This window comes from Pedobacter glucosidilyticus (assembly GCF_002483235.1).
Lineage (GTDB): Bacteria > Bacteroidota > Bacteroidia > Sphingobacteriales > Sphingobacteriaceae > Pseudopedobacter > Pseudopedobacter glucosidilyticum_B.
Genome location: NZ_DLHN01000001.1, coordinates 18,349 through 44,120 on the forward strand (window position 1 = coordinate 18,349; position 25,772 = coordinate 44,120).

Annotated in this window: 24 protein-coding genes and 1 pseudogene; 17 read left to right on the plus strand and 8 right to left on the minus strand. The window is 33.7% G+C overall.

Going from position 1 to position 25,772, the window contains the following annotated elements; all coding sequences use genetic code 11:
• Positions 1-87: 87 nt before the first annotated feature.
• The 6 genes from B2745_RS00100 to B2745_RS00130 all read left to right on the plus strand — a co-directional run bounded on the left by B2745_RS00100 (position 88) and on the right by B2745_RS00130 (position 3,710).
• Complete coding sequence (locus tag B2745_RS00100) at positions 88-654, plus strand: dihydrofolate reductase family protein (protein ID WP_304062075.1); 567 nt, start codon at positions 88-90, stop codon at positions 652-654.
• 1 nt (position 655) lies between these two features.
• Entirely contained in the window at positions 656-976 is a 321-nt protein-coding gene (locus tag B2745_RS00105; protein ID WP_304062078.1) for an ArsR/SmtB family transcription factor, read from the plus strand.
• Positions 973-1,935 (plus strand): SRPBCC domain-containing protein, encoded by a 963-nt coding sequence (locus B2745_RS16945; RefSeq protein ID WP_349681768.1) that lies wholly within the window; start codon positions 973-975, stop codon positions 1,933-1,935. Before B2745_RS00105 ends, B2745_RS16945 begins: the two co-directional genes overlap by 4 nt.
• Before the next feature lie 75 nt (positions 1,936-2,010).
• Entirely contained in the window at positions 2,011-2,544 is a 534-nt protein-coding gene (locus tag B2745_RS00120) for a Crp/Fnr family transcriptional regulator (protein WP_304062081.1), read from the plus strand.
• A gap of 408 nt (positions 2,545-2,952) precedes the next feature.
• The gene (locus tag B2745_RS00125; RefSeq protein WP_304062084.1) at positions 2,953-3,402 is read left to right on the plus strand and encodes a GNAT family N-acetyltransferase; all 450 of its coding nucleotides are present in this window, start codon (positions 2,953-2,955) and stop codon (positions 3,400-3,402) included.
• 95 nt (positions 3,403-3,497) lie between these two features.
• Positions 3,498-3,710 (plus strand): hypothetical protein, encoded by a 213-nt coding sequence (locus tag B2745_RS00130; RefSeq protein WP_304062087.1) that lies wholly within the window; start codon positions 3,498-3,500, stop codon positions 3,708-3,710.
• A 208-nt stretch (positions 3,711-3,918) separates the two neighbouring features.
• Here B2745_RS00130 and B2745_RS00135 read toward each other — a convergent pair whose 3' ends face one another.
• Positions 3,919-4,074, minus strand: coding sequence for a hypothetical protein (locus tag B2745_RS00135; RefSeq protein ID WP_304062090.1), 156 nt, complete (start codon positions 4,072-4,074; stop codon positions 3,919-3,921).
• A 590-nt stretch (positions 4,075-4,664) separates the two neighbouring features.
• On the opposite strand from B2745_RS00135, the pseudogene B2745_RS16960 reads away from it, so the two are divergent.
• Positions 4,665-4,933: pseudogene (locus B2745_RS16960) on the plus strand (type II toxin-antitoxin system ParD family antitoxin).
• Positions 4,934-4,972: 39 nt separating this feature from the next.
• On the opposite strand, the gene B2745_RS00145 reads toward B2745_RS16960, so the two are convergent.
• Both B2745_RS00145 and tilS read right to left on the minus strand, forming a co-directional pair.
• Entirely contained in the window at positions 4,973-5,455 is a 483-nt protein-coding gene (locus B2745_RS00145) for a hypothetical protein (RefSeq protein WP_304062096.1), read from the minus strand.
• Positions 5,452-6,789, minus strand: coding sequence for a tRNA lysidine(34) synthetase TilS (gene tilS / locus B2745_RS00150; protein WP_304062098.1), 1,338 nt, complete (start codon positions 6,787-6,789; stop codon positions 5,452-5,454). The genes B2745_RS00145 and tilS overlap by 4 nt, the downstream gene beginning before the upstream one ends.
• Before the next feature lie 95 nt (positions 6,790-6,884).
• Here tilS and B2745_RS00155 point away from each other — a divergent pair, with 95 nt between their 5' ends.
• The 3 genes from B2745_RS00155 (at position 6,885) to ispG (ending at position 11,664) form a co-directional block, all read left to right on the plus strand.
• The gene (locus B2745_RS00155) at positions 6,885-8,972 is read left to right on the plus strand and encodes an OstA-like protein (RefSeq protein WP_414691912.1); all 2,088 of its coding nucleotides are present in this window, start codon (positions 6,885-6,887) and stop codon (positions 8,970-8,972) included.
• 11 nt (positions 8,973-8,983) lie between these two features.
• Positions 8,984-9,592 carry an RDD family protein gene (locus tag B2745_RS00160; RefSeq protein WP_304062104.1) on the plus strand — a complete coding sequence of 203 codons (609 nt, stop codon included), beginning with the start codon at positions 8,984-8,986 and terminating at the stop codon, positions 9,590-9,592.
• A gap of 86 nt (positions 9,593-9,678) precedes the next feature.
• Positions 9,679-11,664 (plus strand): (E)-4-hydroxy-3-methylbut-2-enyl-diphosphate synthase, encoded by a 1,986-nt coding sequence (gene ispG, locus B2745_RS00165; RefSeq protein WP_304062107.1) that lies wholly within the window; start codon positions 9,679-9,681, stop codon positions 11,662-11,664.
• A 2-nt stretch (positions 11,665-11,666) separates the two neighbouring features.
• Here the strand turns inward: ispG and B2745_RS00170 are convergent, their stop codons facing one another.
• A complete protein-coding gene (locus B2745_RS00170) occupies positions 11,667-11,975 on the minus strand; it encodes a hypothetical protein (RefSeq protein ID WP_304062109.1) in 309 nt (102 codons plus the stop codon).
• Between the two features lie 351 nt (positions 11,976-12,326).
• Between B2745_RS00170 and B2745_RS00175 the strand changes: the two genes are divergently transcribed.
• The gene (locus tag B2745_RS00175) at positions 12,327-13,301 is read left to right on the plus strand and encodes a sensor histidine kinase (protein ID WP_304062112.1); all 975 of its coding nucleotides are present in this window, start codon (positions 12,327-12,329) and stop codon (positions 13,299-13,301) included.
• Positions 13,291-14,010 carry a LytR/AlgR family response regulator transcription factor gene (locus B2745_RS00180; RefSeq protein ID WP_304062115.1) on the plus strand — a complete coding sequence of 240 codons (720 nt, stop codon included), beginning with the start codon at positions 13,291-13,293 and terminating at the stop codon, positions 14,008-14,010. The genes B2745_RS00175 and B2745_RS00180 overlap by 11 nt, the downstream gene beginning before the upstream one ends.
• On the opposite strand, the gene B2745_RS00185 is transcribed toward B2745_RS00180, so the two are convergent.
• The 3 genes from B2745_RS00185 to B2745_RS00195 are packed head-to-tail and all read right to left on the minus strand — an operon-like array spanning position 14,007 to position 19,472.
• Complete coding sequence (locus tag B2745_RS00185; protein WP_304062118.1) at positions 14,007-14,822, minus strand: alpha/beta hydrolase; 816 nt, start codon at positions 14,820-14,822, stop codon at positions 14,007-14,009. The two genes, B2745_RS00180 and B2745_RS00185, sit on opposite strands and share 4 nt — an antisense overlap.
• A gap of 14 nt (positions 14,823-14,836) precedes the next feature.
• On the minus strand, positions 14,837-18,577 hold the full coding sequence (locus tag B2745_RS00190) for a metallophosphoesterase (protein ID WP_304062120.1): 3,741 nt from the start codon (positions 18,575-18,577) through the stop codon (positions 14,837-14,839).
• Positions 18,567-19,472, minus strand: coding sequence for an SdiA-regulated domain-containing protein (locus B2745_RS00195; protein ID WP_304062123.1), 906 nt, complete (start codon positions 19,470-19,472; stop codon positions 18,567-18,569). The genes B2745_RS00190 and B2745_RS00195 overlap by 11 nt, the downstream gene beginning before the upstream one ends.
• 56 nt (positions 19,473-19,528) lie before the next feature.
• On the opposite strand from B2745_RS00195, the gene B2745_RS00200 reads away from it, so the two are divergent.
• Positions 19,529-20,725: a Pycsar system effector family protein gene (locus tag B2745_RS00200; protein WP_304062126.1), complete on the plus strand. Its 1,197-nt coding sequence runs from the start codon at positions 19,529-19,531 to the stop codon at positions 20,723-20,725.
• Here B2745_RS00200 and B2745_RS00205 read toward each other — a convergent pair.
• On the minus strand, positions 20,706-21,338 hold the full coding sequence (locus tag B2745_RS00205; protein WP_304062129.1) for a DUF2652 domain-containing protein: 633 nt from the start codon (positions 21,336-21,338) through the stop codon (positions 20,706-20,708). The two genes, B2745_RS00200 and B2745_RS00205, sit on opposite strands and share 20 nt — an antisense overlap.
• 118 nt (positions 21,339-21,456) lie before the next feature.
• Between B2745_RS00205 and B2745_RS00210 the strand changes: the two genes are divergently transcribed.
• The 4 genes from B2745_RS00210 to B2745_RS00225 all read left to right on the plus strand — a co-directional run bounded on the left by B2745_RS00210 (position 21,457) and on the right by B2745_RS00225 (position 25,682).
• Positions 21,457-22,056 (plus strand): DUF4202 domain-containing protein, encoded by a 600-nt coding sequence (locus B2745_RS00210; protein WP_304062132.1) that lies wholly within the window; start codon positions 21,457-21,459, stop codon positions 22,054-22,056.
• Positions 22,057-22,414: 358 nt separating this feature from the next.
• The gene (locus B2745_RS00215; protein ID WP_304062134.1) at positions 22,415-23,245 is read left to right on the plus strand and encodes a prephenate dehydratase; all 831 of its coding nucleotides are present in this window, start codon (positions 22,415-22,417) and stop codon (positions 23,243-23,245) included.
• A 98-nt stretch (positions 23,246-23,343) separates the two neighbouring features.
• A complete protein-coding gene (locus B2745_RS00220; RefSeq protein ID WP_304062137.1) occupies positions 23,344-24,447 on the plus strand; it encodes a chorismate mutase in 1,104 nt (367 codons plus the stop codon).
• A complete protein-coding gene (locus B2745_RS00225) occupies positions 24,447-25,682 on the plus strand; it encodes a 3-phosphoshikimate 1-carboxyvinyltransferase (RefSeq protein ID WP_304062140.1) in 1,236 nt (411 codons plus the stop codon). The genes B2745_RS00220 and B2745_RS00225 overlap by 1 nt, the downstream gene beginning before the upstream one ends.
• Positions 25,683-25,772 lie beyond the last annotated feature (90 nt).

The following is a 25,772-nucleotide window of genomic DNA, read 5'->3' on the forward strand; positions in this document are numbered from 1 at the left end:
TATAAAAAATGAGTAAAATATTTGTGAAACCGAAAAGTTGCATATATATTTGCAACTGATTAGTTTCATAATTAAAGTTTCATAACAATGCGAAAATTAAAATTACAAGTACAAACATCCATTGATGGATTTATCTCAGGACCTAATGGAGAAATGGATTGGATAACATCCAATTGGACTGATGATATTAAAGAATATGTAGACGAAATCACCAAACCGGTTGATATGATTTTGCTCGGAAAAAATTTAGCAATGGGTTTTATACCACATTGGGCTTTAGTAGCAAAAGATGAGCATCATCCGGAACAAGAAGCAGGGATTAAATATTCAGAAACACCTAAAATCGTTTTTAGCAGTTCCTTATTAAAATCTGAATGGGATTATACAGAGGTAGAAAATGGAGATTTTGTTAAAAGAATTAACCTGCTAAAGCAACAACCCGGTCATGACATCATCGTGTATGGTGGGGCTAAATTTGTTTCCTCATTGATTAAAGAAAAATTAATTGACGAATTACATTTATTCGTAAATCCGGCTATACTTGGCAAAGGCTTACCCATTTTTCAGGATGTGGAAACATCCCAAAAATTGGATTTAACGTTTTCTAAGCCGTTTGATTGTGGTGTGGTATTAATGGTTTACAAGACTATATAAGATGCGTAGAGATGTTTTTCAGGCTATTGCAGACCCTACCAGACGGGCAATTATCACCCTAATTGCTTTACAGGCAATGACACCCAATGCTATTGCCGAACACTTTGATTCTACCAGACAAGCTGTTTCCAAACATCTTAAGATTTTAACAGAGTGCGAGCTTGTAAAACAAGAACATCAAGGTAGAGAAATTTACTACTCACTAGAAATCGATAAAATGAAAGAAATTGATATATGGTTAGAACAATTCAGAAGAATTTGGGAAAGTAAATTTAAACAACTTGACCATTTATTATCAACAATTAAAAATGAAAGAAAATGAACAGCTTATTAAAATTTGACTTTATTGTAAACAAAGAAACCAATACGGTTAATATACAACGTGAATTTGATGCTAATCTACCATTGGTGTGGGAAGCGTGGACTAATCCAGAAATTCTTGACCAATGGTGGGCACCTAAACCTTATCGTACTGAAACCAAATCAATGGATTTTAGAGAGGGAGGTATGTGGTTATATGCTATGGTGAGTCCGGAAAATGAAAAGCATTGGTGTAAAAATGATTATTACAAAATAGTACAACATGAAATGTTTGCGGGTTTAGATGCTTTTTGCGATGAAAATGGTTATGTAAATACAGAAATGCCTAGAACAAACTGGACAAATGTATTTACAGAGGCTGATGATAAAACAATGGTAAACATTACGGCCACTTACGAGAAGTTATCAGATTTAGAAAAAGTTATTGAAATGGGCTTTGAACAAGGCTTTACAATGGCTCTTGAAAACCTTGACCAATATCTTAAAGCCAAGTTTCAATTAAGAAAAGAAAATAAACCTATTAACAGAGCCAGAACAACAACTTATCTAAATTTTGCGGGACAAACAGAAGAAGCCTTTAACTTTTATAAATCAGTTTTTAAAACAGATTTCATCAATGGTATCAAGCGTTTTGGAGACATCCCCGCAGAGGCAGGACAGCCGCCTGTTGCGGAAGAAATTAAAAAAATGGTTTTACATGTTGAGTTACCCATTTTAGGAGGACACATCCTTATGGCAACAGATGCGCCGCAAGAAATGGGTTTTACATTAACATCCGGAAATAATATGTATATCTGTTTAGAACCCGAAACAAGAGCCGAAGCTAAAAGATTGTTTGATGAGCTTTCTGATGGCGGAAATGTTTCTATGCCACTTGCAGATATGTTTTTTGGGGCTTATTTTGCGGAGTTTAAAGATAAATTTGGAATTAGCTGGATGATTAATTATCAAAATCGTTGAAATGTTTTCAAAAAAGGGATAAATAGTGCCTATTAAATTACCATAATGAATGCAGACCTTATTAAATACCTTAAAATGAATATAGCTCTTGATGATGAGCTTATTCAGAAATTAACATCAAAATTTGAGCGACGTGAGCTTAAACCCAATAGGTTTTTAATTAAAAAAGGTCAGATTGCTGATAGCTATTATTTTATAGAAAGTGGCTTTTTAAGAAGTTATTATACTGATAACCATAAAGAGCATACCGTTTGGATTGAAGCGCCTGGAGAGCTAGCTGTAGAAATTAAAAGTTTAAGGCTTCAGATACCAACAGATTATAATATTGTAGCTATTGAGTCGGTAGTTTATTACGCAATAAAAGCAAGTGATTTAGAAATTTTAATTTATGAATACAAACCGGTGCAAGACTTTATGCACCGGCTTTGGGAAACCAGATTTATCATAGCCATGGATGCTGTAAGAGCTTTTCAAACGCTTAATGCTAAAGAACGCTATGGATACCTTTTAAAAAATTTTCCGAATTTTGAAAAACTTCCACAACATCAATTGGCTAATATCTTAGGTATTACGCAATACTCTTTAAGTAGAATCAGAAGACAAAAATAATTTTTTGCCAAATGGCAATTTTTGGCATTACATCTTTTAAGAAATTTGTGAATCGTATTTAAGATCACAAATATCAAAAATGTATCAATTACAAAAAATTATAAAAATAACAGTTGTAATAGTGGTATTTATAACAACTATGTTATTTTACCCATCTTGCCAGAAAGATAAGCTCATAAACACTGAAGCTATCCTGATTTTTAATAAATTATCACAGTATAAGACTTAACAGAACCGTAAATGGATTGGTAGTGATTGGCATGTCTATATAATTTCTTAAGGTTATTTGTCCATAGAGAACCAACTTACATAAAGCAATCAAACACGATTATAGCAGATAGAGATGCAAAAGAGTATTTATATTCAATAGGATGTAACATAAGATTATGGATGCAGTTTAAAAAGAAGATGAAAAAAGTAATTGTTAAAAAACTAAATGCAACTGATAATATTCAATTCATAAGCTTAATTAGGCTTTTTGAAGATGTATTTGAAATGAGAAATTTTGATATACCACCTCAATCTCATTTAGAAAATCTTTTGGCAACATCAGATTTTCATGTTTTTGTAGCTATGATAGATAATAATGTAATAGGTGGCTTAACAATTTATACTTTAAAGCAGTACTACGCAACAAAGCCATTGGCATATATATTTGATTTGGCTGTTAAAACCAATTTGCAAAGACAAGGTATAGGTAAACAGTTGATAAGCTTTGTAAAAGTGTATTTTAAAAATGAAGGCTATGAAGAAATATTTGTACAGGCCGATAGAGTAGATGATTATGCTTTAGATTTTTATCGTAAAACGGCCCCAACCCATGAGGAGGACGTACTACATTTTTATTATAAATTATAGTTAATCAATATTTAATATTTGAGCATTTAAGATTATTAAAGTAATACTAGATAAGCGAGTAGTACAGGTCATAATATAAAATGTTTATTTTTTACATGAACATAGAAGTATTTAAAACAGACGTTACAAGCAAAGTAACAGCAAATATTATTGTTAGTGAAATTGTTAAGATTTTACCTAATGCTGTGGTGAATTTTGATTTAGAAGATTGTGATCATATACTTAGAGTAGAAGCTCATGATATTTGTAAAGACACTATTGTTAAGCTACTCCATCAATTAGATGTGGAGTTTGAAATTTTAGAATAAGAGAATTTTGTATAAAAATATGGTTAGATAAGTCAAAATATTTTTTTGATTCCAATTAAAAATAGTACTTGCATAAACAACATGATTTAGACAAAGTAAAGCGCAAAATTATTTTATTATTTAATATCCAGAAAGATTTATTGATTTAGTGGATTTAAGTTATAAAAATAATACTAATGATATAGCTGTTAAATTTATTCTCTAATCCTTAATCTTCATCTCCTCCATAAAGTTCTGTCGGTCTTTGGGTACCAATCACATAAATCAATCCATCGTGGTCTGTTAAGCGGATAGCATCTTTACGGTTAGCATAAAATTTAATAGAACCGTTTCTGTATAAATTATATGCAGAGTTATTAAACATTCTAAAAGTAAACGATGAGTAGGCCCCTTAGGGGTGAAATAAAAATCAAATATCTATCATATTTTCAATACGCATTTACAAATACATTTAATTTTAAACCTTCTTTTATGTTTCTTGATTTTTTAATCGCAGAGTTCGCAGAGGTCACAAAGCTGGGTTGCCCTTAATGTTTGATTTAGATTCTCTAGTTTATGATGTTATGAAACAAGTCCATAGGACTGACATGATGATAGCATTTTAAGAATAGATGGGGAGAACCCCTTAGGGGTGAAATAAAAATCAAATATCTATCATATTCTCAATACATATTTACCAAATACATTTAATTTTAAACCTTCTTCTATGTTTCTTAATTTTTTAACCGCAGAGTTCGCAGAGGTCACAAAGCTGGGTTGCCCTTAATGTTTAATTTAGATTTTTTGCTATGATGTTAAGCAACAAGTCCGTAGGACTGACATCATTATAGGATTTTCAAGGTAAATGATTTAAGAACCCCGTAGGGGTGACATAAAAATCAAACCTTCAAGTAGATACGGGAGCCAATTTGCAATAATTACCAAAAATTGGTGATTTCAATGGGAAATTTGAATATGAAAAATACATCAATATTTCTAGGTGATTATTTTGAGCAATTTGTGAATAGCCAAGTTACAGCCGGTAAATATAAAAATGTTAGTGAGGTGATTAGAGCCGGACTTCGTCTTTAGAAGACGAAGAAAGTAAGACTGCTGCTTTAAAAAATGCCATTCAGGAGGGCTTAAATAGCCCATGTGTAGAAAGTTTTGATTTTGATGAACACTTAGCCAAATTTAAATCCAAGAGAAGTAATAATAGTTTGCTTCTTTTATTCTCTATGTGAAAGAAAACGTTCTGCATTCAGCCTTCCGCTTTCCTCAACCTACTTTTTCATCTCCTCCATAATAGCCTGATAAAGTTCTGCAGGTCTTTGGGTACCAATCACGTAAATCAATCCATCTCGGTCTGTTAAGCGGATGGCATCTTTACCGCCAGCATAAAATTTAATAGAACCGTTTCTGTGTAAATTATATACGGGGTTATTAAGAAAATACTTGCTGTATTCGCCTCTTTCAACTTTAACAATGCTATTTAAATCTATTTTAACCAATCTGGTAGTCCATAATCCATCAATTAAAATAGCTTTGTTGTTTACAATAGTGCGGTAATGAAGTAAAAACAACATCAATACGCTAACAGCTAAAATTCCACAGCCTACAAGAAGCAATAAATCGCCGTTTTTATCTTTATTTTCTGTCCAATAGTAAGCCAAGAAACAAAAAATAGCCATTACTAACCTAATGCTTATAAAAGAGTAATCTCTTCCAAGGTATTGTTTTTCATAAAAAGGGTAATAATGAATCATGGCTTTATATTCTTTAATTCGAATTTAGTTATTTTTTTAGTATCGGCAGTTATTTTAAATCTTTCATCTAAACGGTAACCCGCAATCCAGATGATATGATCATCAGCATTAACTAAAATAGGAATCAGATGTTTTTGTGTAAGCGGTATTTTTAAGCTGATGAAAAAATCACTCAGCTTTTTAAATCCTTTCATTCCTAAAGGCATAAATTTATCGCCTTCTTGCCAATTTCTAAGTTTTAAAGGATATTTTAGCTTGTTGGTGTCAACAAAAGCTGTATTCGGATGATGATTGAAACAAGAATCAGCAATTTCTTGCGTAATGATGAAGTCTTGAAAGTATAGCATCAAATCATCTTCATTTAAAATCAGCTTGGTATGTTGTTGTTGCTGTATTTTTTGCAGAAAAAGAAAATCTCTATCAATCAATAAAACATCATCTTTACCAAAAAAAGTCTTGCCACTTTCTTTATCTAAGCCTTGTACTATGTCAGCAACAGTGGTGCTATTAAAGCCATAAGGCAATAATAACTCCGTTAAAACAAAATGTAAAGCAGGTATTTCTTTTAATTTTTGGATGCTAATTTGATATCCTTTGGGATGTTTTTGAAACAGCTTTTGCCGATAATCTTGGATGTTGGATTTTACAAAATTTTCTAAATCGGAGAAATAAGCGATGTTTTTTTCGAATGTATCTTCTAAAGAGGGATTAATCTCTTTCATCACAGGGATAATCTGATGTCTGATTTTATTTCGGATATATTTGGTAGAGCTGTTAGAGCTATCTTCAACAAAATCTAGCTTATTCTCTGCAATATAACCATCAATATCCTCACGTTTAAAAATCATTAAGGGCCTGATGATATTTTGCCTTTCTGATTTAATTCCATGTAAGCCGGCAATACCTGTACCTCGCGTTAAATTTAAAATCACAGTTTCTATCGCATCATTTTGATGTTGAGCTATAGCAATTTTTTGATAATTAAAAGCAGATTTTATTTCCTCAAAAAAGCGGTATCTTAAATCCCGAGCCGCCATTTGGGTGCTTATTTTATGTTCATCAGCGTAAGCCAAAGTATTAAAACTAGTTACATGAAAAGGTACTTCTAAAGTTTTGGCTAATTGTGCTACAAACTGCTCATCACGGTCAGATTCTGCACCTCTCAACTGGAAATTACAATGTGCTATAGCGAAAGAAAGCTTAGCTTGCTTAAATAAATGAGCCATCGCAACAGAGTCTTTACCACCACTAACTGCCAGCAAAACAGTATCTTTAGGCCCAATTAAGCCTTCGGATTTAATGAAATCCTGAAAAGATTTTAGTTGCCATAACATCAATCAAATTTAACCGTTTAAAATCGTTACCAAAAAACTAATTTTGCTTTGTGAAAAAGTATTCCCTTTTATTGTTTATTCTGGTGTTGGTGCAAATGGTACAGGCACAAAAAATCACTCGTGTAGAACTGTTACAATCGCAGTCTTTTATCGGGATGAAAAGGAACGGACAAAATATTCAGAAGGTTATTAGGCCTGTTTTTCAGCAAGATAACGCCACTTTAATTTGCGATAGCGCTTATTTTTATATAGAAAAAAATAGCTTTGATGCTTTTGGACATGTACATATTAACCAAGCAGACACCGTAAATATTTTTGCTGATTTGCTGAATTATAACGGAAATACCAAGATGGCGGTATTAACCAATAATGTAAGGATGGTGGATAGAGGCTCGGTTTTAACCACCAATAATTTAACTTACAATATGGCCAGCAAGGTAGGTACTTATACTAATGGCGGTAAAATTGTAAACGGAGATAATACTTTAACCAGCACCAATGGTTATTATTTTTCTAGCTCTAGCGATGCCTATTTTAGATATAACGTAAGGGTAAAAACACCCGAGGTTTTAATAAAATCTGATACTTTACGCTATAATTCACTCAGTAAAATTGCTTATTTCTATGGGCCAACCAATATTTACGGTAAAGACGATACTTTATATACAGAAAATGGGCAGTACAATACCGCTACAGAGCAGGCTGCTTTTGGAAAAAAAAATTTATACACCCAAAACTCTAAAAGTTTAAAAGGGGATAGTTTGTTTTACGATGGAAAAGTAGGCTATGGCAGGGCGGTTAAAAATATTCTTTTTGTGGATACCGCTCAAAAAGTAGAACTAAGAGGAGATTTAGGAAATTACCTTAAAAAAGATGAAAGTATTACGGTTACCCAAAATGCTTATATCGTTTTTGTAACAGAAAAAGACTCGGTTTCTAAAGATAGCATCTGGATGTCGGCAGATACCCTTTATAGTAAAGTTTACAGAAAAAAGGAGCTTTATGCTTTACAAAAAGCTAAGGCTTTAGCGGCACTGGCAGACAGTTTGGCGGCTGATAGTAGTAAAACCAGTTTAGATAGTACAGCTTTAACTCCACCAAAATTAGAAAGCCTTAATCAAGTCGACTCTTTAGCTACTGATACGCTGAAAGCCAATAATCTAGTTATTATTGAAGATACGCCAGAACAAAAAGCTACAGTTAAAGCTGTTGAGGAAGAAAAGACACCTAAACGAAGCAGAAAGCGAAAGAATAAAAGCGATGAAGCACCTGCACAAGAAACTGTTGTGCAAAGCAAACCTCCTGCTGAAGAGAAAAATTTGGAGCCCATTAAAGTAGATTCTGTTTTAATAAAAGCCAATTTGCGAAAGCAGTTTGTGATAGATAGCATCAAAAAAGATAGTATTTATGCTTTGGAGAATGATACCACAAAAATTAGGGTTGTAAGTGCTTGGCGTAAAGTGCGGGTTTTTAAATCTGATTTACAGGCCAGATCTGATTCTGCTTTCTTCAGTTACGGAGATTCTACTTTAAGAATATACCAATCGCCTATGGTATGGGCGCAGGGTAGCCAAATTTCTGCCGATACCATGTACCTACAAATGGTAAATAAGAAAATGGACAATATGGACATGATTAGAAATGCCATTGTTGTTAATACCGAGCAGGATTCTGCCTATTTTAACCAAGTTGCAGGTAAAATGATGAAAGGTTATTTTGTAGATGAAAAACTAGACCGTGTTTTTGTGGATGGTAATGCCGAAAGTATTTATTTCCCAAAGGATAGTACAGCATATAATAGTATGTCTAGAACGCTGGCTGCCCGTATGCGGATTAACTTTACCAACGATAGTTTAATGTCTATCACTTTTATAAGAAAGCCAGAGATGACTTATTATCCTATAGAAGATGTTACAGAAGAGCTGAAAACATTACCAAACTTTAGCTGGAAACCAAAGGATAGACCAAAATCTAAGGATGAAATTATTGCTAAGAAAATAGTTCAGAAAGCGGCAAGTAAAAAGCCAATAACAAAAGTTAATACCACAAAGTCTAAAGCTGTTACAGGTAAAGCTAAGGTGAATACTAGTCCATCTAAGCCTAAGATAGCTCCAATTGTTAAGAAAGAGAACGCTCCACCAGCTAAGCAAGAAGCACCACCTAAGAAAATAAGCAGTCAATAATTTAAAAGACAATGGAGACCAAAATCTATACCTTGGTGATAAAGGGAAAACCCGAAGGACCTTTTAGTTTAGAAGAATTAAAAGCTTTGGATGTTAAGCCCGATGCTTTTGTAAGAAAGCCCGGTATGGATGATTATAAAGAAGCTCATGAGTTTGAAGAGTTAAGAAGTTTACTGGGGTTTAAGCAGCAGTTTACTGCTCCGCAATACTTTGCCGGTTTTGATTTACGCCTTTTAGCCACTGCCATAGATTGGTTTTTGGTTTTATTTGTGGTGGCTGTTGCCGAGTTTATTTATATCCTAGCTTTTGATAAAGAAGACACAGTGCAACTTATTTTATTAGCCAATTTAATAGTGCTACCGCTACTCAAATTTGTTTATCAAATCATTACAGAAACTAAAACTCAGTTTACCATAGGTAAGCGTTTGCTAAATATAAAAGTCACCAATTTAGATGGCCTAAAACCATCCTTTAACCAAATATTGATAAGAAATACAGCCAAAATCATCAGTGCTTTAATTCTGTTTATGGGCTATTTCTATAGTTTTTTAAACAAGAAGCAGCAATGTTTACACGATGTTTGGGCTAGTACGCTTGTTATCAAAGAACGTTTAATTTAAAAGCATAAATTTTATGCTTTTTCTAAAACAAATTTTAAAAAGCAGGCTTTTAATAAAATCCTTTATTTTTGTTTAAATTTTATTTTATGGATGCAGAGGCGGCAATGTCTTTAAAAGGTATTTATTGTAATTCTTTAACCCAATACTCCAGATTTAACACGCTAGAAGTTTCTATAGGAAATGTTCCTATGGGTGGCAATCATCCTATCAGGCTACAGTCTATGACTACTACTGATACGATGGATACCGAAGGCTCTATAGCTCAAAGTATCAGGATGATAGATGCAGGTTGCGAGTATGTAAGAATTACAGCACCATCTATAAAAGAAGCCCAAAACCTGGCAGAAATAAGAAAAGGTTTACACGAAAAAGGATACCACGCACCACTAGTTGCCGATATACATTTCACACCAAATGCGGCAGAACTTGCAGCAAAAATTGTAGAAAAAGTAAGAGTAAACCCAGGTAACTACGCCGATAAAAAGAAATTTGAAGAGCTTAATTATACACCAGAAGCTTATGAAATAGAACTTCAACGTATTAAAAAGAAATTTGCTCCGCTGGTACAAATCTGTAAAGAACATGGTACAGCTATGCGTATTGGTACTAACCATGGCTCGCTATCAGACCGTATCATGAGCTGGTATGGCGATACTCCTAAAGGGATGGTAGAGTCGGCAATGGAGTTTATACGCATTTGTCATGAGTTAGATTACCATCAATTGGTGATCTCCATGAAATCTAGTAATCCGCAAGTGATGGTGCAAGCTTACCGATTATTAGTAGCCACCATGGCTAAAGAGGGGATGAATTATCCTTTGCATTTAGGTGTTACAGAAGCTGGTGATGGTGAAGATGGTAGGATAAAATCTGCCGTAGGCATCGGTACTTTGTTAGAGGATGGCTTGGGAGATACCATCCGAGTTTCTTTAACAGAAGAACCAGAATTTGAAATACCAGTTGCCCGAGTTTTAGCACAACGATATGAGGAACGTAAACATCAAAAAACGCAATTAAAAAATGCTAATGATGTTGAACTTCCAGATTATTTTTCTCCTTTCGAGTATAATAAGCGTCCTTCTGTCGAGCTAAATACTTTTATTGGCGGTCATCAAGTTCCACGAGTTATTTTAGATATATCTGATAAGAACCTGAAAGATCCATTTGTATTGGCTGATGCAGGATACATCTATTCCGCAGCTTTAGATAAATACAATATGGGCGATCAATCTATCGATTTTGCCTATATGGGTAGCCAATTGCCTTCTTTTAGCTTTCCGGGTAACTTAAAACAGCTTTTTGATTATACTACTTGGCAGCAATTGAAAAATAAAACCAATTGTCATCCGCTATTTAGTTTAGAAGAATATGTAAGCGCAACAGAAAGAGATACTGCGCTTAATTTGGTAAAAATAAAGCGTGAAGATTTAGATAAGGATGCTTTCGCTGAAATTCCTTTCGATAAAACTTTGGTTTTTGTTTTAGAAACCAATGAAACACATGGCATGGCAGATCAAAGAGCGTTTTTCTTTAAACTAGCCCAAGCAGGTATAGATACGCCGGTCATCATCAAAAGAAGTTATCAATTTGCTGATGAAAATCAGGAAGATATAGCTTTAAAAGCTCAGCTTTATGCAGCTACAGATTTAGGCGCTTTATTATTAGATGGTTTTGGTGATGGCGTTTGGATAGATGCACCACAACTGTCATCTAAATTTATTGTTTCTACCTCTTTTGGTATCTTACAAGCAACACGCAGCCGTATCTCTAAAACAGAATATATTTCTTGTCCTTCTTGCGGACGTACCCTTTTTGATTTGCAAGAAACCACTCAAATGATACGTAGCCGTACGGATCATTTAAAAGGAATAAAAATTGGTATTATGGGCTGTATTGTTAATGGCCCTGGCGAAATGGCCGATGCTGATTATGGTTATGTAGGAACTGGTCCGGGTAAGATAACCTTGTATCGTGGTAAAGAAGTTATCCAGAAAAATGTAAATACAGAAAATGCCCTGGATGAATTGATAGAAATCATCAGGGCAGATGGTAATTGGGTAGAAAAAGAATAAGTTTATTTAGTTTTCAGAGCAGTAATAACTAAGTTTTTATCTAATATAACTTTTTCTGTTTCCATTGCTTTTTTAAGAACTTGATTTAGCGCAAGCTTTACTCTTTTCTTTTCAATATTCAGCCTTTTATTGGTAATAACCTCGCTATAAATAAGTTCTTGTTTATCGTTATAAAACATAACGGTTGAATTTTTTGGAGTTTTAATATTGGATACAATTACCCAATTCCCTTCTTTGATAGCTGTTTTTTCTTGTGCTATAATGTTAAAGCCATAAAAGGCAAGTACTACAGTAATGATGAATGTTTTCATGTTGTTATAATTTTAATGAATCCAAAATTGTAGAAGCTTAACCATTCATGATAACCATGACGGTAGAATACCTCATCAAGAATTCACAAATCTTTAAATAGCGTTTGAACGCCTTTTATAGGTAAAATTTAGGTAGATAACTATAAATAGCTGCTGTTAGTCGATAAACTCATGCTGTTTATCTATTAATAATGATTTTTATAAAAGTCTTCTTTATTTTAGATGATGCTTCAAGAGGTTTATTCTTTTCAAAAAATCAGTTATAAGCGAGTCCTGATTCACATCTTATTTTGGCTATTGGTACTTGCTGCACTTACTTTAATATACGGTATAAATAAGCCCAGTTATTTCATGTCTTTCAGAAATAACCTGTTTTACATGCCTGTACATCTGGTTTACTTTTATAGTTTGGCTTATTATTTTATACCCAAATTTCTACTAAAAGGTAAGCATGTCCTATTTGCTATTTTGGTGATGTTCTTGGCAATTTCCTTAGCTTTTTTAACGCGTATTATAGACATATTTATTGTAGACCCCTATATAGATAAAGTTTTAAAAGCTATGGGGATGCAGGATGAATGGATGAAAATACAAGGAAGCTTTTGGGAGCAATTTACTAATCCTTATTATTTTGTTAATGCTGTAAAAGGTTCAAATTTGGTTGTTTGGATTGCCATTGCTATTAAATTATTCAAGCTTTGGTATGAGCGTAGGCAGGCAGCTTTATTGGCTGAACTTAATTTTTTAAAAGCACAAGTACATCCTCACTTCTTGTTTAATACTTTAAATAATTTATATGCTCTAACGCTCAATCAATCGCCAAAAGCACCTCATATTGTTTTAGGCTTAGCAGAAATATTAAGATATATGCTTTATGAGTGCGATAAGGAGTATATCTCTTTAAAGAAAGATTTAGAAATTTTAGAAAGTTATATCGCCTTAGAGAAACTTAGGTATGAAGACCGTTTAGAGTTAAATTTTAGTATTAGCGGGCAAATTCAAGAGCAACAAATAGCTCCTTTATTGTTAATTCCTTTGGTAGAGAATGCTTTTAAACATGGGGTTAGCGAGCAAGTTGGAGAATCTTGGATAAAAATGGATCTAACCATCCAAAATCACAAACTAAAGTTTAAAATAGCCAATAGCAAACCACAAACCATCTCAAAAGATAAGCATATTGGTAATATTGGCTTAACTAATGTTAAAAAGCGGTTAATGCTAATTTATCCCGACACGCATGAGCTAAAAATAAAAGAGGATGAAGATATGTTTTTAATTGTTTTGGATATTGATTTAAGTAGAGGCAATAACAATCATGAAAATTAAAGTTTTAATTGTTGATGATGAACCTCATGCCATTGAGGTCATAGAAAATTACCTCAGTAATTTTTCTGAAGTAGAAATTATAGCTACCTGCAACGATGGTATTTCGGCTTTTAAAATATTACAGCAAAAACCAGTTGATTTAATGTTTTTAGATATCCAGATGCCTGGCATTAAGGGAACTGATTTGGTGAAAAGTCTAAAGAAGCAACCTCGTATTATTTTTACAACTGCTTTTACAGAATATGCAGTAGAAGGTTTTGAGTTAGAAGCTGTGGATTACTTAATTAAGCCCATCTCTTTTGATAGGTTTTTAAGATCTATGGATAAAGTATTGCGTCATTTTGGGGCACAACAGCAAATTGTATTCAGTCAGCAGTCTACTTTGGTAGAAAAGGATACTTTTCTATACTTAAAAGTAGACCGTAAAATGATGAAAATTGCTATCAAAGATATTTTATGGATAGAGAGTCAGAAAGACTATATAAAAGTTGTTCTCCAAAATAAAGAGCTTATTTCTAAACAAAAAATTAGTTTGATAGAAGAGCTGTTACCAGAAGATGAGTTTGTAAGAATTCACCGTTCTTTCATTGTTTCTATATCTAAAATAGATAGTTATTATGCTTATGCCGTTGAAATCAATAATAAAGAGCTCCCAATCGGCAGAAATTATAAAGCCGAAACTCAAAAAAAATTGAAGATGATTAGTTAAGATTTTATGAAAGCAATACTAGCATCACAAACTTGTTTTAATTGTTCTGGTAGTTGATCTTCTTTGTAGGGATGACTAGCTCCAAATACATGATTAGCTTTATCTATTTCTTGGAAATTAGCTTTTGGATGAAGTTTTAAGAAATTTTGTGCAACACTTAAAGGGACATTAATATCATCATTACCATGAATAATAAGCCAAGGTTTTACTAGTTTCTCAACAGCGGTTTTGAAGTTCAGTTTATCAGCATTTTGTTCAACATCCTGTAAAAGAGATAAATTTAAAGGCATGTATTCTTTAGTACGAGCGTTAAAAACCTCAATTTTTCCTTTCTCTCGCCATTCTGCCTCTTGTTCTTTTTTCCATAAGCTACTAAAACTATCAATAGCTGCCCAAGTGATTAATTTATGGATGCTTTCATTTGCTGCAGCTGTTAAAATACTGATGCCACCACCACGGCTATGTCCAATTAAAATAAGTTCAGCATCAGGAAATTTTTGTTTTGTATAGGAGATGACAAGATCTAAATCAAAAAGTTCAAAACTAGGTGTATTAGCAGCAAAGAGATTTAAATCATTAACATCTACAGGGTTTTCTGGATTGACGCCGCTATGCGAAAAATTAAATTTTACGTAATGAATATCATGTAAAGCAAAATACTGAGCCACCAAATGATGAGCTCCCCAATCTTTAAAACCTTTAAAGCCATGCACAAAAATGGCAACCTGCTTTGTTGGTTTTGCACTATAAGTTATGTCTCCTATGATAGTATGTTGATTACTACCAGTTAGAGAGAAGTTTTCTTTTTTCATGATGATAAAATTAATTAAAATCTAAATCCGGTATTAAAAGAAAGCACTTTATCTTCTCTGGAAAATCCGTAGCCTAAACTTATAAAAATATTATCAAAAAGGTTTAACCAAACACCCGGTCCATAACCTTGATGCCAAGTATTACTTTCTATTTCGGCAGAGTGTACGCGGCCAGTATCGTAAAAACCAAATACACCAAAATCTCCGGTTAAAATATAGCCACGTATTTTGGTAACAGGTATTCTCACTTCGGTATTAGCAAAATAGGCTGTTTTACCAGAAAAACGCTGATTTCTAAAGCCTCTTAAGTTTTCATTATTTCCTAAAGAGCTGGCATGGTAAAATTGGTAATCGCCAATATTGGTTTCTGCCCCCAATCTAACAGCAAAAGTTACCGGGAAAGAAATATTAGGCGTAGCATAACCACTAAAACTGGTATATAAGTTTAGATGTTTATACTTTTCTGCATTGGTTTGCCAGATATAATTGATGGTACTTAACCACCTAAAACCGGTTTGTGGATTTATTTTCCGATCTCTCAAATCAAAATCAGCATAAGATTTTAGCGTAATAAATTTATCTGTATTAGCGAAATCATCTGCCAAATTGCCAATAAAGCTATTGGGTCTATCTTTCATAATATCCACATAAGCAAGTCCTGGCCCAATACCAAACTTGGCCCTTTCAGATAAACGGTACTGGAAATAAGCATTGGCTTGTAAAGCTCTGGAGCGTACACGATAAAAATCTACTTGATTTTCATTAGGTGTACTATTGCCAATACCGTAATAATTAAAGCTGTAAGCTGGTCCGGCAAAATCTCCACTAAACACCAAATCATATTTTTTAGCAAATAAAGAGTGGAAGATACTACGGTATTTCACCTCAAAAGCTCCGTTTTTAGGGGCGTATAAAGCGGTTATTTTTTGCTCAAAAGCATAAGGGTCTTTCCTAAAACCATAGCGTTTTATTTGATGAGATAAGCCAAAAGATGGTCCGTCTAAACCATTTGGATAATCTACAGAAGGTGCAATGCCCGCTTTATCATACTTAAACCAATTTGGGGTGTATTGGTTAATCCAAGCTTTGTTGGATAATACAATTTTGGTGTTTTTGCTTCCGCTGATGTTATTTTCTGGTGTATCATAAATAACTATTTTACCAGCATCAGAAGTATCTGTTATACGGTCTTTCCCGTCTCCGCCAACAATTCTAATTTTTAACGGATGTTTGGAGTTGCCTCTTACTACAGCGCTATCTCGTTCATCCAAAAGGAAAAAATTAAGCTCTTTGGTAAGGCTGTTGTCAAACTTTCTGGAATAAATTAAGGTATCAATATTACCTTCTTTTCTGGTTTTATACAGGCAAACCAAAGTGCTATCGGCTTCTCTTATAATTTCCAGATATTCATATTTATCAGACCCAACAATGGTAACTTCTTTAGCTAAGGTTTTATAATAAGATATTGCAACATCTAATAATTGGTTACGTCTTGATTTTAGTTTCTCAATAATCTCATTCCCAGAAACCATAAAAGCTTCTTTAGGCATAGCCTTTATAGATGATGTAATTACACTATCAGTAAGTTCTGTTTGTAGTTCTTTGGCTATTTTCTGCCAATCTTTAAGGTTAAGCTCGTTCAAGAAATTTCTATCCAAATTTCGGGCGGCAATAGAGAGTTCGGCAGGGTCTTTAATTTCATAACCAAAATGTTGTATGTCTGCCACAAAGCTTTTAAAAAGCGAAGGTAGTAAGCCGTCAAATTTGGTGTAAACTTGGTCGCGGTCTCTAGGGATAGGCCTGTAAATAGCACCTTTGTCTTTTTCAAACTCGGCCCAGCGCCATTGGTCTTCATGCCTGTCCCAATCGCCAATAAGCATATCAAATAAACGGGCTTTTAAAAAGCTTTTTTGGTCAACCTCGTTATCATTATCTTCTTTTAATTTTTCGTATAAGGTTTCTGTGCCAATGGCATTTTTAGTCCTCCCAAAGTTTTTATATAGAGATAAATTTTCATCGGGTCTTATTTCAATAATACCAACTTTACCACCAACTTCTGATAAATAAGGGCCTAATAATCTGGAATATGGCATGTAAACCAATTGTGGTTTGGTATGATAAATTCCGGCAGCACTAGCCATTTCTGGTATGGTTAAAGCACCAAAAGGATGGGCAGAAGATATTTGGTCTTGCAAGAAATCATCAGCAAAAGTGGTTTCAAAACCATTTGGTAATAAATCAGAAGGATCTTTGTTTACCGTTCTAAATTGGTATTGGATGCTGTCTTTGCCAATCATCCGTAAAGAAGTAGTTTGTTTACCGCCACCAAGCTGTAAAGGCTTTAAGCCTCCGGCATATTTAGTTAAGTCTAAATAGGGAATTTCTACTGGTGTAGCCCAAACGTTTCTATAATGCTCGCCCAAAATTTTCTTTTTAAAATTAGAAGCTCTGTACTGTTTACCTACGGCTACATATTTCATAGAATCTTGAAGGTCTAGCAAGTCCTCTTCCTTTATTTCTGCTTTGGTAGGTGCGGTGGCATATAATGGTTTTCTGTATACCAGTTTTCCGGTAGAGCCATCTCCTACAGGCTCCCAAAACTCTACCCAGCATTGGCCATTGGTATAATAGTTTAAGCGGGCAAAGCCTTTTGTACCATGCCCAAATAAAGCATCGTTTCCTTTAAAAAGGGCGCTATTTTTACTGCCTGCACCACTAATGATATGATTTAAGTTTTGGTATTTGGTAAACTGCAAAGCGTGTTCATGCCCGGCAGCAAAAACTACATTTTCTGCATTGTTTAGTATAGAAAGTAAACCATTTCTTAGTTGCTGATAATCTTTATTAGAAATATCCTGACGAGACAAACCGTATTGTCTTAATAGAGGATACAAAGAACCAACAATAGGTAATGGGATATAAAGGTTATCTTTAACCAAGCTTAATGGAAATATATAATCAATCAGGGTAAAATAACCACCATGTTTACCATTAGAAAACAGCGGATGATGTTGTGTAAAGAGAATATTTTTGCCTTTATTTTTTAAGATGATATCTTTTACTTGTGTAAGTACCTGCTCTTTAGAAATAGCTGTACAACCTTGTTGGTATCGGTTAGATTTGCTGTATTTATGTAACCACCATTCGCTATCCAGAACAATAATTACCAAATCTTTATTCATGCGTACTTCTACAGGTCCGGCACAGCCATTACTTGGGATGAATACATCGGTACTATCTAAGTATTGCTCTACAAATTGCTCTTGGCGTTTTACAGCGGCAAGTCCGCCCGGCCGGCTATGGTTCCAATCGTGGTTACCTGGAATAAATATTTTACGTCCTTTAAACTCTTTAACAATTTTTAGTTGTTCTACCAATCGTTTTTCCTTTTCTTCACGGTCATAATCATCAGGCTCTGGTAAACCATTATCATAAATATTATCACCTAAAAAAATAGCTACATCTTTAGGGTTAGATAATTTTTTGATAAGCGTATCGCTGCCAGTTTTAGAAACCACGGTATCGTAATTAAACATCTGCGATTCCATAAGTTTCAATGTAGGTTCTTGTTTATTCAAATCGGGGTTACCTACATCGCCAACCAAAAAAACAGTGTATTTAAGACTTAGTGTATCTGGATTGTTGGCTGTTTTCCATTCCTTTTCTTTTTTAGCATAAAAAGGTTTATAAGTTGTACAAGCAGCGTACAAAAAGCTACTGAGAACGATAAATGATATTTTAAACTTATTTGTCATGTATAGATGTGATTTTTAAAATATTACCACTGAGTTTTTTTCCTTCGTTAGAGATGTAAAGCTCTCCTTTACTATTAAATGCCATACCTTCTGGTTGTGTAAAAGCATTACCAACCAAAGATATAACCTGCTTAATTTCTTGTTGATGTATAACCACAATAAAATTATTGGTTGATGATAAAATGTATAAATCCTTTTCTTGCGGATGTATAGCTAATGCTGTAGGAGAAAAAACTTTATTAAGATTCTCGTTTCCAAGTTTTTTAAGAAATGCCTTAGATAGTTCTTCCCATCGGTCTCCTTTAAAAATGTTTAAAAGTTTTTGATGAGATATACTTAAATAAGGATTTTCATCCACCTTAAAATCTGTTAAAGAGCAAGTGTAAATTGCTTTTTTATTTTCGTTGCCTTTTAAATCTTCAGCTTTTACAGCAATCAATAATTGGTGTTTGGCTTCGTCGTAAACGATAGATTCAATATCATTTTTCTTTTTAAAAGCTGTTTTATGTGCTATAACTTTAGGGTTTTTATCTTCAAAAGAAACAATTTGGGTTAAATTGCCTTTGCTATTGATGATAAAAAGATCGGTATTTACTTTTGTGATGTCTTCAAAGTCTCCCGACTCTCCAAAAATTAATTTTCTGATGATTTTTTTTTGATGAAGATCAAGAAAGTAAACAATACCATTTTCATCTTCTACTGCGGCTATTAAACTATCGTTAACAAAGGTGATTCCAGAAATTTCTTTAAGCTGATAATCGAGGTTAATGGTTTCGAAATTTTTGATATATGATTTTTGAATAGCCTGTGCTTTATTTTTCTTAAAAGAAGAATTGGTACAGGATATGATAAGTAAAGATGAAATTATAAAAGGTATGATAAAAACCTTATTCATAAAAATAATTTGTAGCACACAAATCAAATCCTATACCATTAACAAAATATATAACCATGACAGCACCATCTGATTTATTGAAAGCAACAGAAGTTTATGTTTTTGATTTATTTAAAGATAAATTACCCAACGAGTTGGTTTACCACAATTTTAACCATACCAAAGATACGGTAGAGGCTTGCCAGGAAATGGCCGATCATTATCAATTAAGTACTCAGGATAAAGAAGATTTGCTGCTTGCAGCATGGTTTCATGATGCTGGATATACCGTAAAATACAAAGACCACGAAGAAGAAAGCGTTAAAATTGCAGAGACTTTTTTAAGAAGTAAATTGGATGAAAAACGTTTAAACAAGGTTACTGATTTGATTAAAAGTACCCATATAAATATTCCAGAAAGTAATTTAACAGAAGAAATTTTACACGATGCCGATTGTATCAATATGGGTAAAAAGCAGTTTTGTAAAAATGCAGAACTGTTGAGGGTAGAATGGGAGCAAAGCCTTAAAAAGCCTTATTCTGATTTAGAATGGGCTGAGGGGCAGTTGCATTTTCTCATCCATAAAAAATTTAAAACAACTTATGCTTTACAAACTTATGGTGAAGGCAAAGAGAAAAATTTAAAAAAGCAAAGGAAACAGTTAGAAAAACTAAAAAATGACCAGTTTAAACTACATTTAAAAGAGAAAGGAGTAGAAGTAAAATCTAAAAAAGAAGGTAGAGGTATAGAAACTTTGTATCGCTCTGTTTACGATTATCATATCAATTTAAGCTCTATTGCAGATAATAAAGCCAATATCATGATTAGTATCAATACCATCATTGTATCCTTAATCATCACGCTGTTTGGTTCTGGCTATACCTTTACAGGTGATGGTACTTTTGCCAGCGTGAGATTTGTCTTTCCTATGGCTTTCTTAGTAATTAGTAGCTTACTTTCTGTTGTGTTTGCTATTCTATCGGCAAGGCCAAACATTACCAGTAAAGAAAAATTCGAGCTTGATAATAAAAACAGCAGTATCTTATTTTTTGGCAATTTTGCTCAAATACAAATCAATGAATTTGTGAGCCATATCAAAGAGCTTAAAAAAGAGAAAGATGAACTTTATGATAGCATGACGGTAGATATTTACCATCTTGGAGTAGTATTGGTACGAAAGTATAAGCTGTTAACCACTTCATACAATATTTTTATGGGTGGTTTGGTCCTTTGTGCTGTAGGATTTTTGTTAATTATGCTTTTCTCTTATTAAGCTTTTTAACATCAGCGAAAGCGATATAGTGATAAAACACCGTACCGAAATGTTCGTAATGGTCGGTTCCTTTTTTTAGCTTATCCCAGTTAAACCAGTTTTTAACAACTTTCTTATCCCTCAGCTTATCTGTATACTGTTGCGATAAAAGGATATAATTATGCTGTTGTATACTGTTTTTTAATAATTTATGAGCCAGAATAACATCCTCGCCCATCAATTTAAAATGCCCTTCGATGTTTGAAATAGAAATTTTACCGTAATGTATGATAACTTTAATTCCAATTTCTTGATGAGCTAGATATTTGTGATAATTTTTTTCATCTATTTTTTCATAAGAAGCTATAAATTGATTAAAGGTATCATAGATAACCTTACACTGAAGTGCAACTTTTTGTACAGAAGGTAGTCTGCCAGTTTTATAAAAAAAAATAGCATCACCTTCAATCTCGGCAATACTTAATTCTAAAATATTTGATTTGATGAGCGTTTGCAATAAATGCGGAATAAACTCATGTGCAAAATCATGATCAACACTTGTCATAAATCTTGTAAAACCAGTGATATCAGGAATGCAAAAAAATACAGGAATTTTAGATTTAGTTTTAATCATTTAAGGTTAAGCATAATTAAAATTACTCATAGCAAAAGCTAAACCATTTTTTTAAATATAAGATTTGAGTTTTAAAAAATATATTTACCTTTAAGAAATTAAATCAACCTAGTACAAAATGAAAAACACAGAAGCTGCACTTGCAGCATTTGATAGTTATAACCAGCAAGATCCAAGAACATTTACTTATAATGGAGTTACGTTTCCACAAGAATATTTTTTAGCACAGAAATTAAACGAATGGATTTTAATACTTCAACCTATAGCAAGTGTAGAGTTATTATTGGCCTCAAAATGTCAGCATATAGGACGCTGGGAAATACCTCGTGATAAATACCCTCATGGGAGAGAAGGCTATCTGAAGTGGAGGAAGGAATTAGCTAATTTCCATGTCAATAAAGCCCTGTCTATTTTAAGAGAAGTAGGTTTTGATGAAACGGTTTGTTACCGAGTAAAACAAATTATTTTAAAGCATAGGATTAAGCATGATCAAGAAGTCCAAATGATGGAAAATGCTTTATGCTTAGTTTTTTTACAATATCAGTTTGAAGACTTTTTAAGTACACAATCTACAGAGAAAATGATTAATATTTTGAGAAAGTGTTTACTTAAAATGGATGCAAAAGGTCATCAATATGCACTTAGTTTAAATCTCTCTACAAATTCAGAAACCGTGTTAGCTAAAGCTTTAGAAGAGCTAGCAGTTTTAAATGGGTAATATAGCTTTCCAATTTTTGTAATCTTTATAAGAGAATGTAACCTCGTGTTAAACAGAGAAAATTTAAGATGGTATAAAGTCTTAGGATTGAAGTTGGGCATATAAGCGCTAATAAACTTTTTAATGGTTTACTACTTTTAAAATTTATCTTGTTAAATAAAAAATGTAAAAAAAATATTGCATAAGAAAAATAAGTGTGTACATTTGCATCCAATAAACAAAAAATGAAATTTAACGCTACATATTACTTCGGTTACTTTTATTATTCAAATAAGAGCCGGGCATAGTATGTTGTAATAGACTTATAAAAATACAAAGACCCGGCCTACGCAGACCGGGTCTTTTTTTTTAAATCAGCATGAGCGCAAAAAAAAGAGTTGCAATACAGGGAATTAAGGCTTCTTTTCACGAAGAAGCCGCATTTAAGTTTTTTGGAGAGGATATAGACACCATAGAGTGCAACTCTTTTAAAGAAACTTTCCAGAAACTTAAAGCAGGTGAGGCTGACTATGTAGTGATGGCTATAGAGAATAGCATTGCCGGAAGTTTATTGCCTAATTACACTTTACTAAGAGAGTATAATTTTCCGGTAATAGGTGAGGTTTATCTACACATTCAATTGCATTTAATGGCACTTCCTGGAGTAAAGTTCGAGGATATAAAAACCGTAACCTCACACCCTATTGCTATTCGCCAGTGTAATGATTTTTTGGATGATTTCCCTCATTTAAAAGTAGTAGAAAGTAGTGATACTGCTGCTTGTGCCAAAAAAATTAAAGAAGAGCAGTTGAAAGATACCGTTGCTATTGCAAATAATTTAGCAGCTAAACTTTATGGTCTAGAAATTTTAGAACGTAGGATAGAGTCTAATAAGAAAAACTATACTCGTTTTTTAATCCTTACCGATAAAAACGTAGATATCAAAGATGCTAATAAGGCTTCTTTATGTTTTCAGGTAAATAATAATGTGGGTTCTTTAGCGGCTGTATTAAATATTTTTGCTGAGAACAATATCAATATGAGTAAAATCCAATCCATGCCAGTTTTGGGTAAAAGAAACGAATATAATTTTTATGTAGATGTGGAGTGGAAAGATAATCAGCAGTATGATAAAGCCATTCGTGATTCATTAAAACATACCAGTAACTTTAGCATCATGGGCGAGTATAAAAAGAATGATAAAGTGTAAAGAAGAAGAAAGATAAAAGAGCAAAGATGAATTGCAATTGTTAAACTGTCAACTAACAACTCATAATTAATAACCGATAATCAAGTAATAAAATAGATATGAAACTTAACTTAAACATACAACCACTAAGCAGCTGGATGAAAGTATCTAGCGAGCCATTAATCATTTCTGGACCATGTAGTGCAGAAACAGAAGAGCAATTATTAGCAACTGCTCATTTAGTAAAAAACACAGGTAAAGTAAGTGTTTTAAGAGCAGGTATCTGGAAACCAAGAACTCGTCCGGGAGAATTTGAGGGTATCGGAAGCATAGGTTTACAATGGTTAAAAAGAGCTAAAGAGGAAACTGGTTTACCTACAGCAGTAGAAGTAGCAACAGCAAAACACGTTGAAGAAGCTTTAGCAGCAGGTGTTGATATCCTTTGGATTGGTGCTCGTTCTACGGTAAACCCTTTTACAGTACAAGAAATCGCTGATGCTTTACAAGGTGTTGATGTGCCTGTAATGGTTAAAAACCCTATCAACCCAGATTTAGCTTTATGGATTGGTGCTTTAGAGCGTATCAACAGAGCTGGAATCACGAAATTAGCAGCTATCCACCGTGGGTTCTCTTCTTTTGAGAAATCAGCTTACAGAAACGAGCCTATGTGGGATTTAGCTATCCACCTTAAAACATTAGCGCCAGAATTACCTATCCTAAACGATCCAAGTCATATTTGCGGTACAAGAGACTTAATTCCTTACATCTCTCAACAAGCATTAGACTTAGATATGCAAGGTTTAATGATTGAGTCGCACATAGATCCTTCTGTTGCATGGACAGATGCTAAGCAACAAGTTACGCCAGCTGCTCTTACTGAAATTGTTAACAATTTAACCATCAGAAAAGCAGATTCTTCAAACCCAGAGTTTACCGATAAATTACAAGGTTTAAGAGATGCAATTGATAGAATTGATGATCAAATTTTACAAAAGCTGGGCGAGCGTATGGCTTTAGTAGAGAAAATTGGTGAGTACAAAAGAGATAACGATGTAACCATTTTACAAGTTAACCGTTGGGAAGAAATTTTAGAGAAAAGAACTGCTTTAGCTTCTGCTTTAAAATTAGAAAAAGATTTTACAGAAAAGGTTTTAGAATTGATACACGGCGAGTCTATTCGTAAGCAAACCGAAATCATGAACGCTAAAACAGAACTAAACTAATGAGCGGAAATATCCTCATCAGTAAAGCTCCAAAACAAATACAGGAGACCGTTAGGTTAACGGGCTCTAAAAGTGAAAGTAATAGGGCGCTTATCATACAGGCATTAAGTGGCGGAAAGGTTAAAGTAGAAAACCTTTCTGCTGCTGCCGATACCGTAACGCTTAACCAAATCTTAAACAGTTTAGCCCAAGAACCAGCAGAAGTAAATGTTGGTCCGGCAGGTACTGCTATGCGTTTTTTAGCTTCTTACCTAACTGTTAAAGGAATCAAAACGGTGTTAACAGGTACAGAGCGGATGAAGCAACGTCCTATTGGTATTCTGGTTGATGCTTTAAACAACATTGGTGGGCAAATTACCTATGTAGAAAGTGAAGGCTTTCCGCCTTTACAAATAGCTCCTGCTTTTAAACAAACGCAAAACAAGGTAAGTATTAAAGGAGATATCAGCTCACAATACATTACTTCTTTACTATTGGTTGCAGCGGCATTAGAAGAAGGTTTAACTTTAGAAATTGAGGGCGAATTAACCTCAAGACCTTATGTTGAAATGACTTTAGGTTTCTTAACTCAATGTGGTATTAAGCATACATGGGAAGGTAATCAAATCACTATTACACACCAAGAGTTTGAAAGCAGTACTTTGATTGTTGAGCCCGACTGGAGCGCAGCATCATATTGGTATGCTTTTGCAGCTTTGGCCGATGAAGCCACCATTACATTACCTTATTTAAGGCAAAACAGCTTACAAGGTGATAGTGTTATTGCTACTATCATGGCGCATTTTGGTATTGCAACGGCTTATAGCGATGAGGGCATTATCATTAAAAAAGTTCCACATCAGCTCAGCGAAAAATTCTTTGATTTAAAAGATTGTCCGGATTTAGCTCAAACCGTTATCGTTTGTAGTGCTGCACTAGGTCATGAGGCTACTTTCACAGGCTTGGAAACTTTAAAAATTAAAGAAACAGACCGTGTTGCCGCTTTACAAAACGAGTTGGCTAAGATAGGAGTGAAATTGATAGAAGAAAACCTGAATTATACTTTAGATTGTAGCGGATTACATTTTCCAGATAAAATCAGTATTGCTACTTACGAAGATCACCGTATGGCAATGGCATTTGCACCTTTAGCAAGCTTGGTTAGAGAGGTTGAAGTAGAAGAAGCAAACGTGGTAGAGAAATCATATCCAAGCTATTGGGAAGATGTTAAAAAAATTGGATTTAGTCTGGATTGATTAGAGTATAAATTAGAAAGTACAGCATAAAAAGTAGCTGGGTATTTCTTGCGCTGGTTTGTATTATAGAATATGATCTTGCGCTCGTTT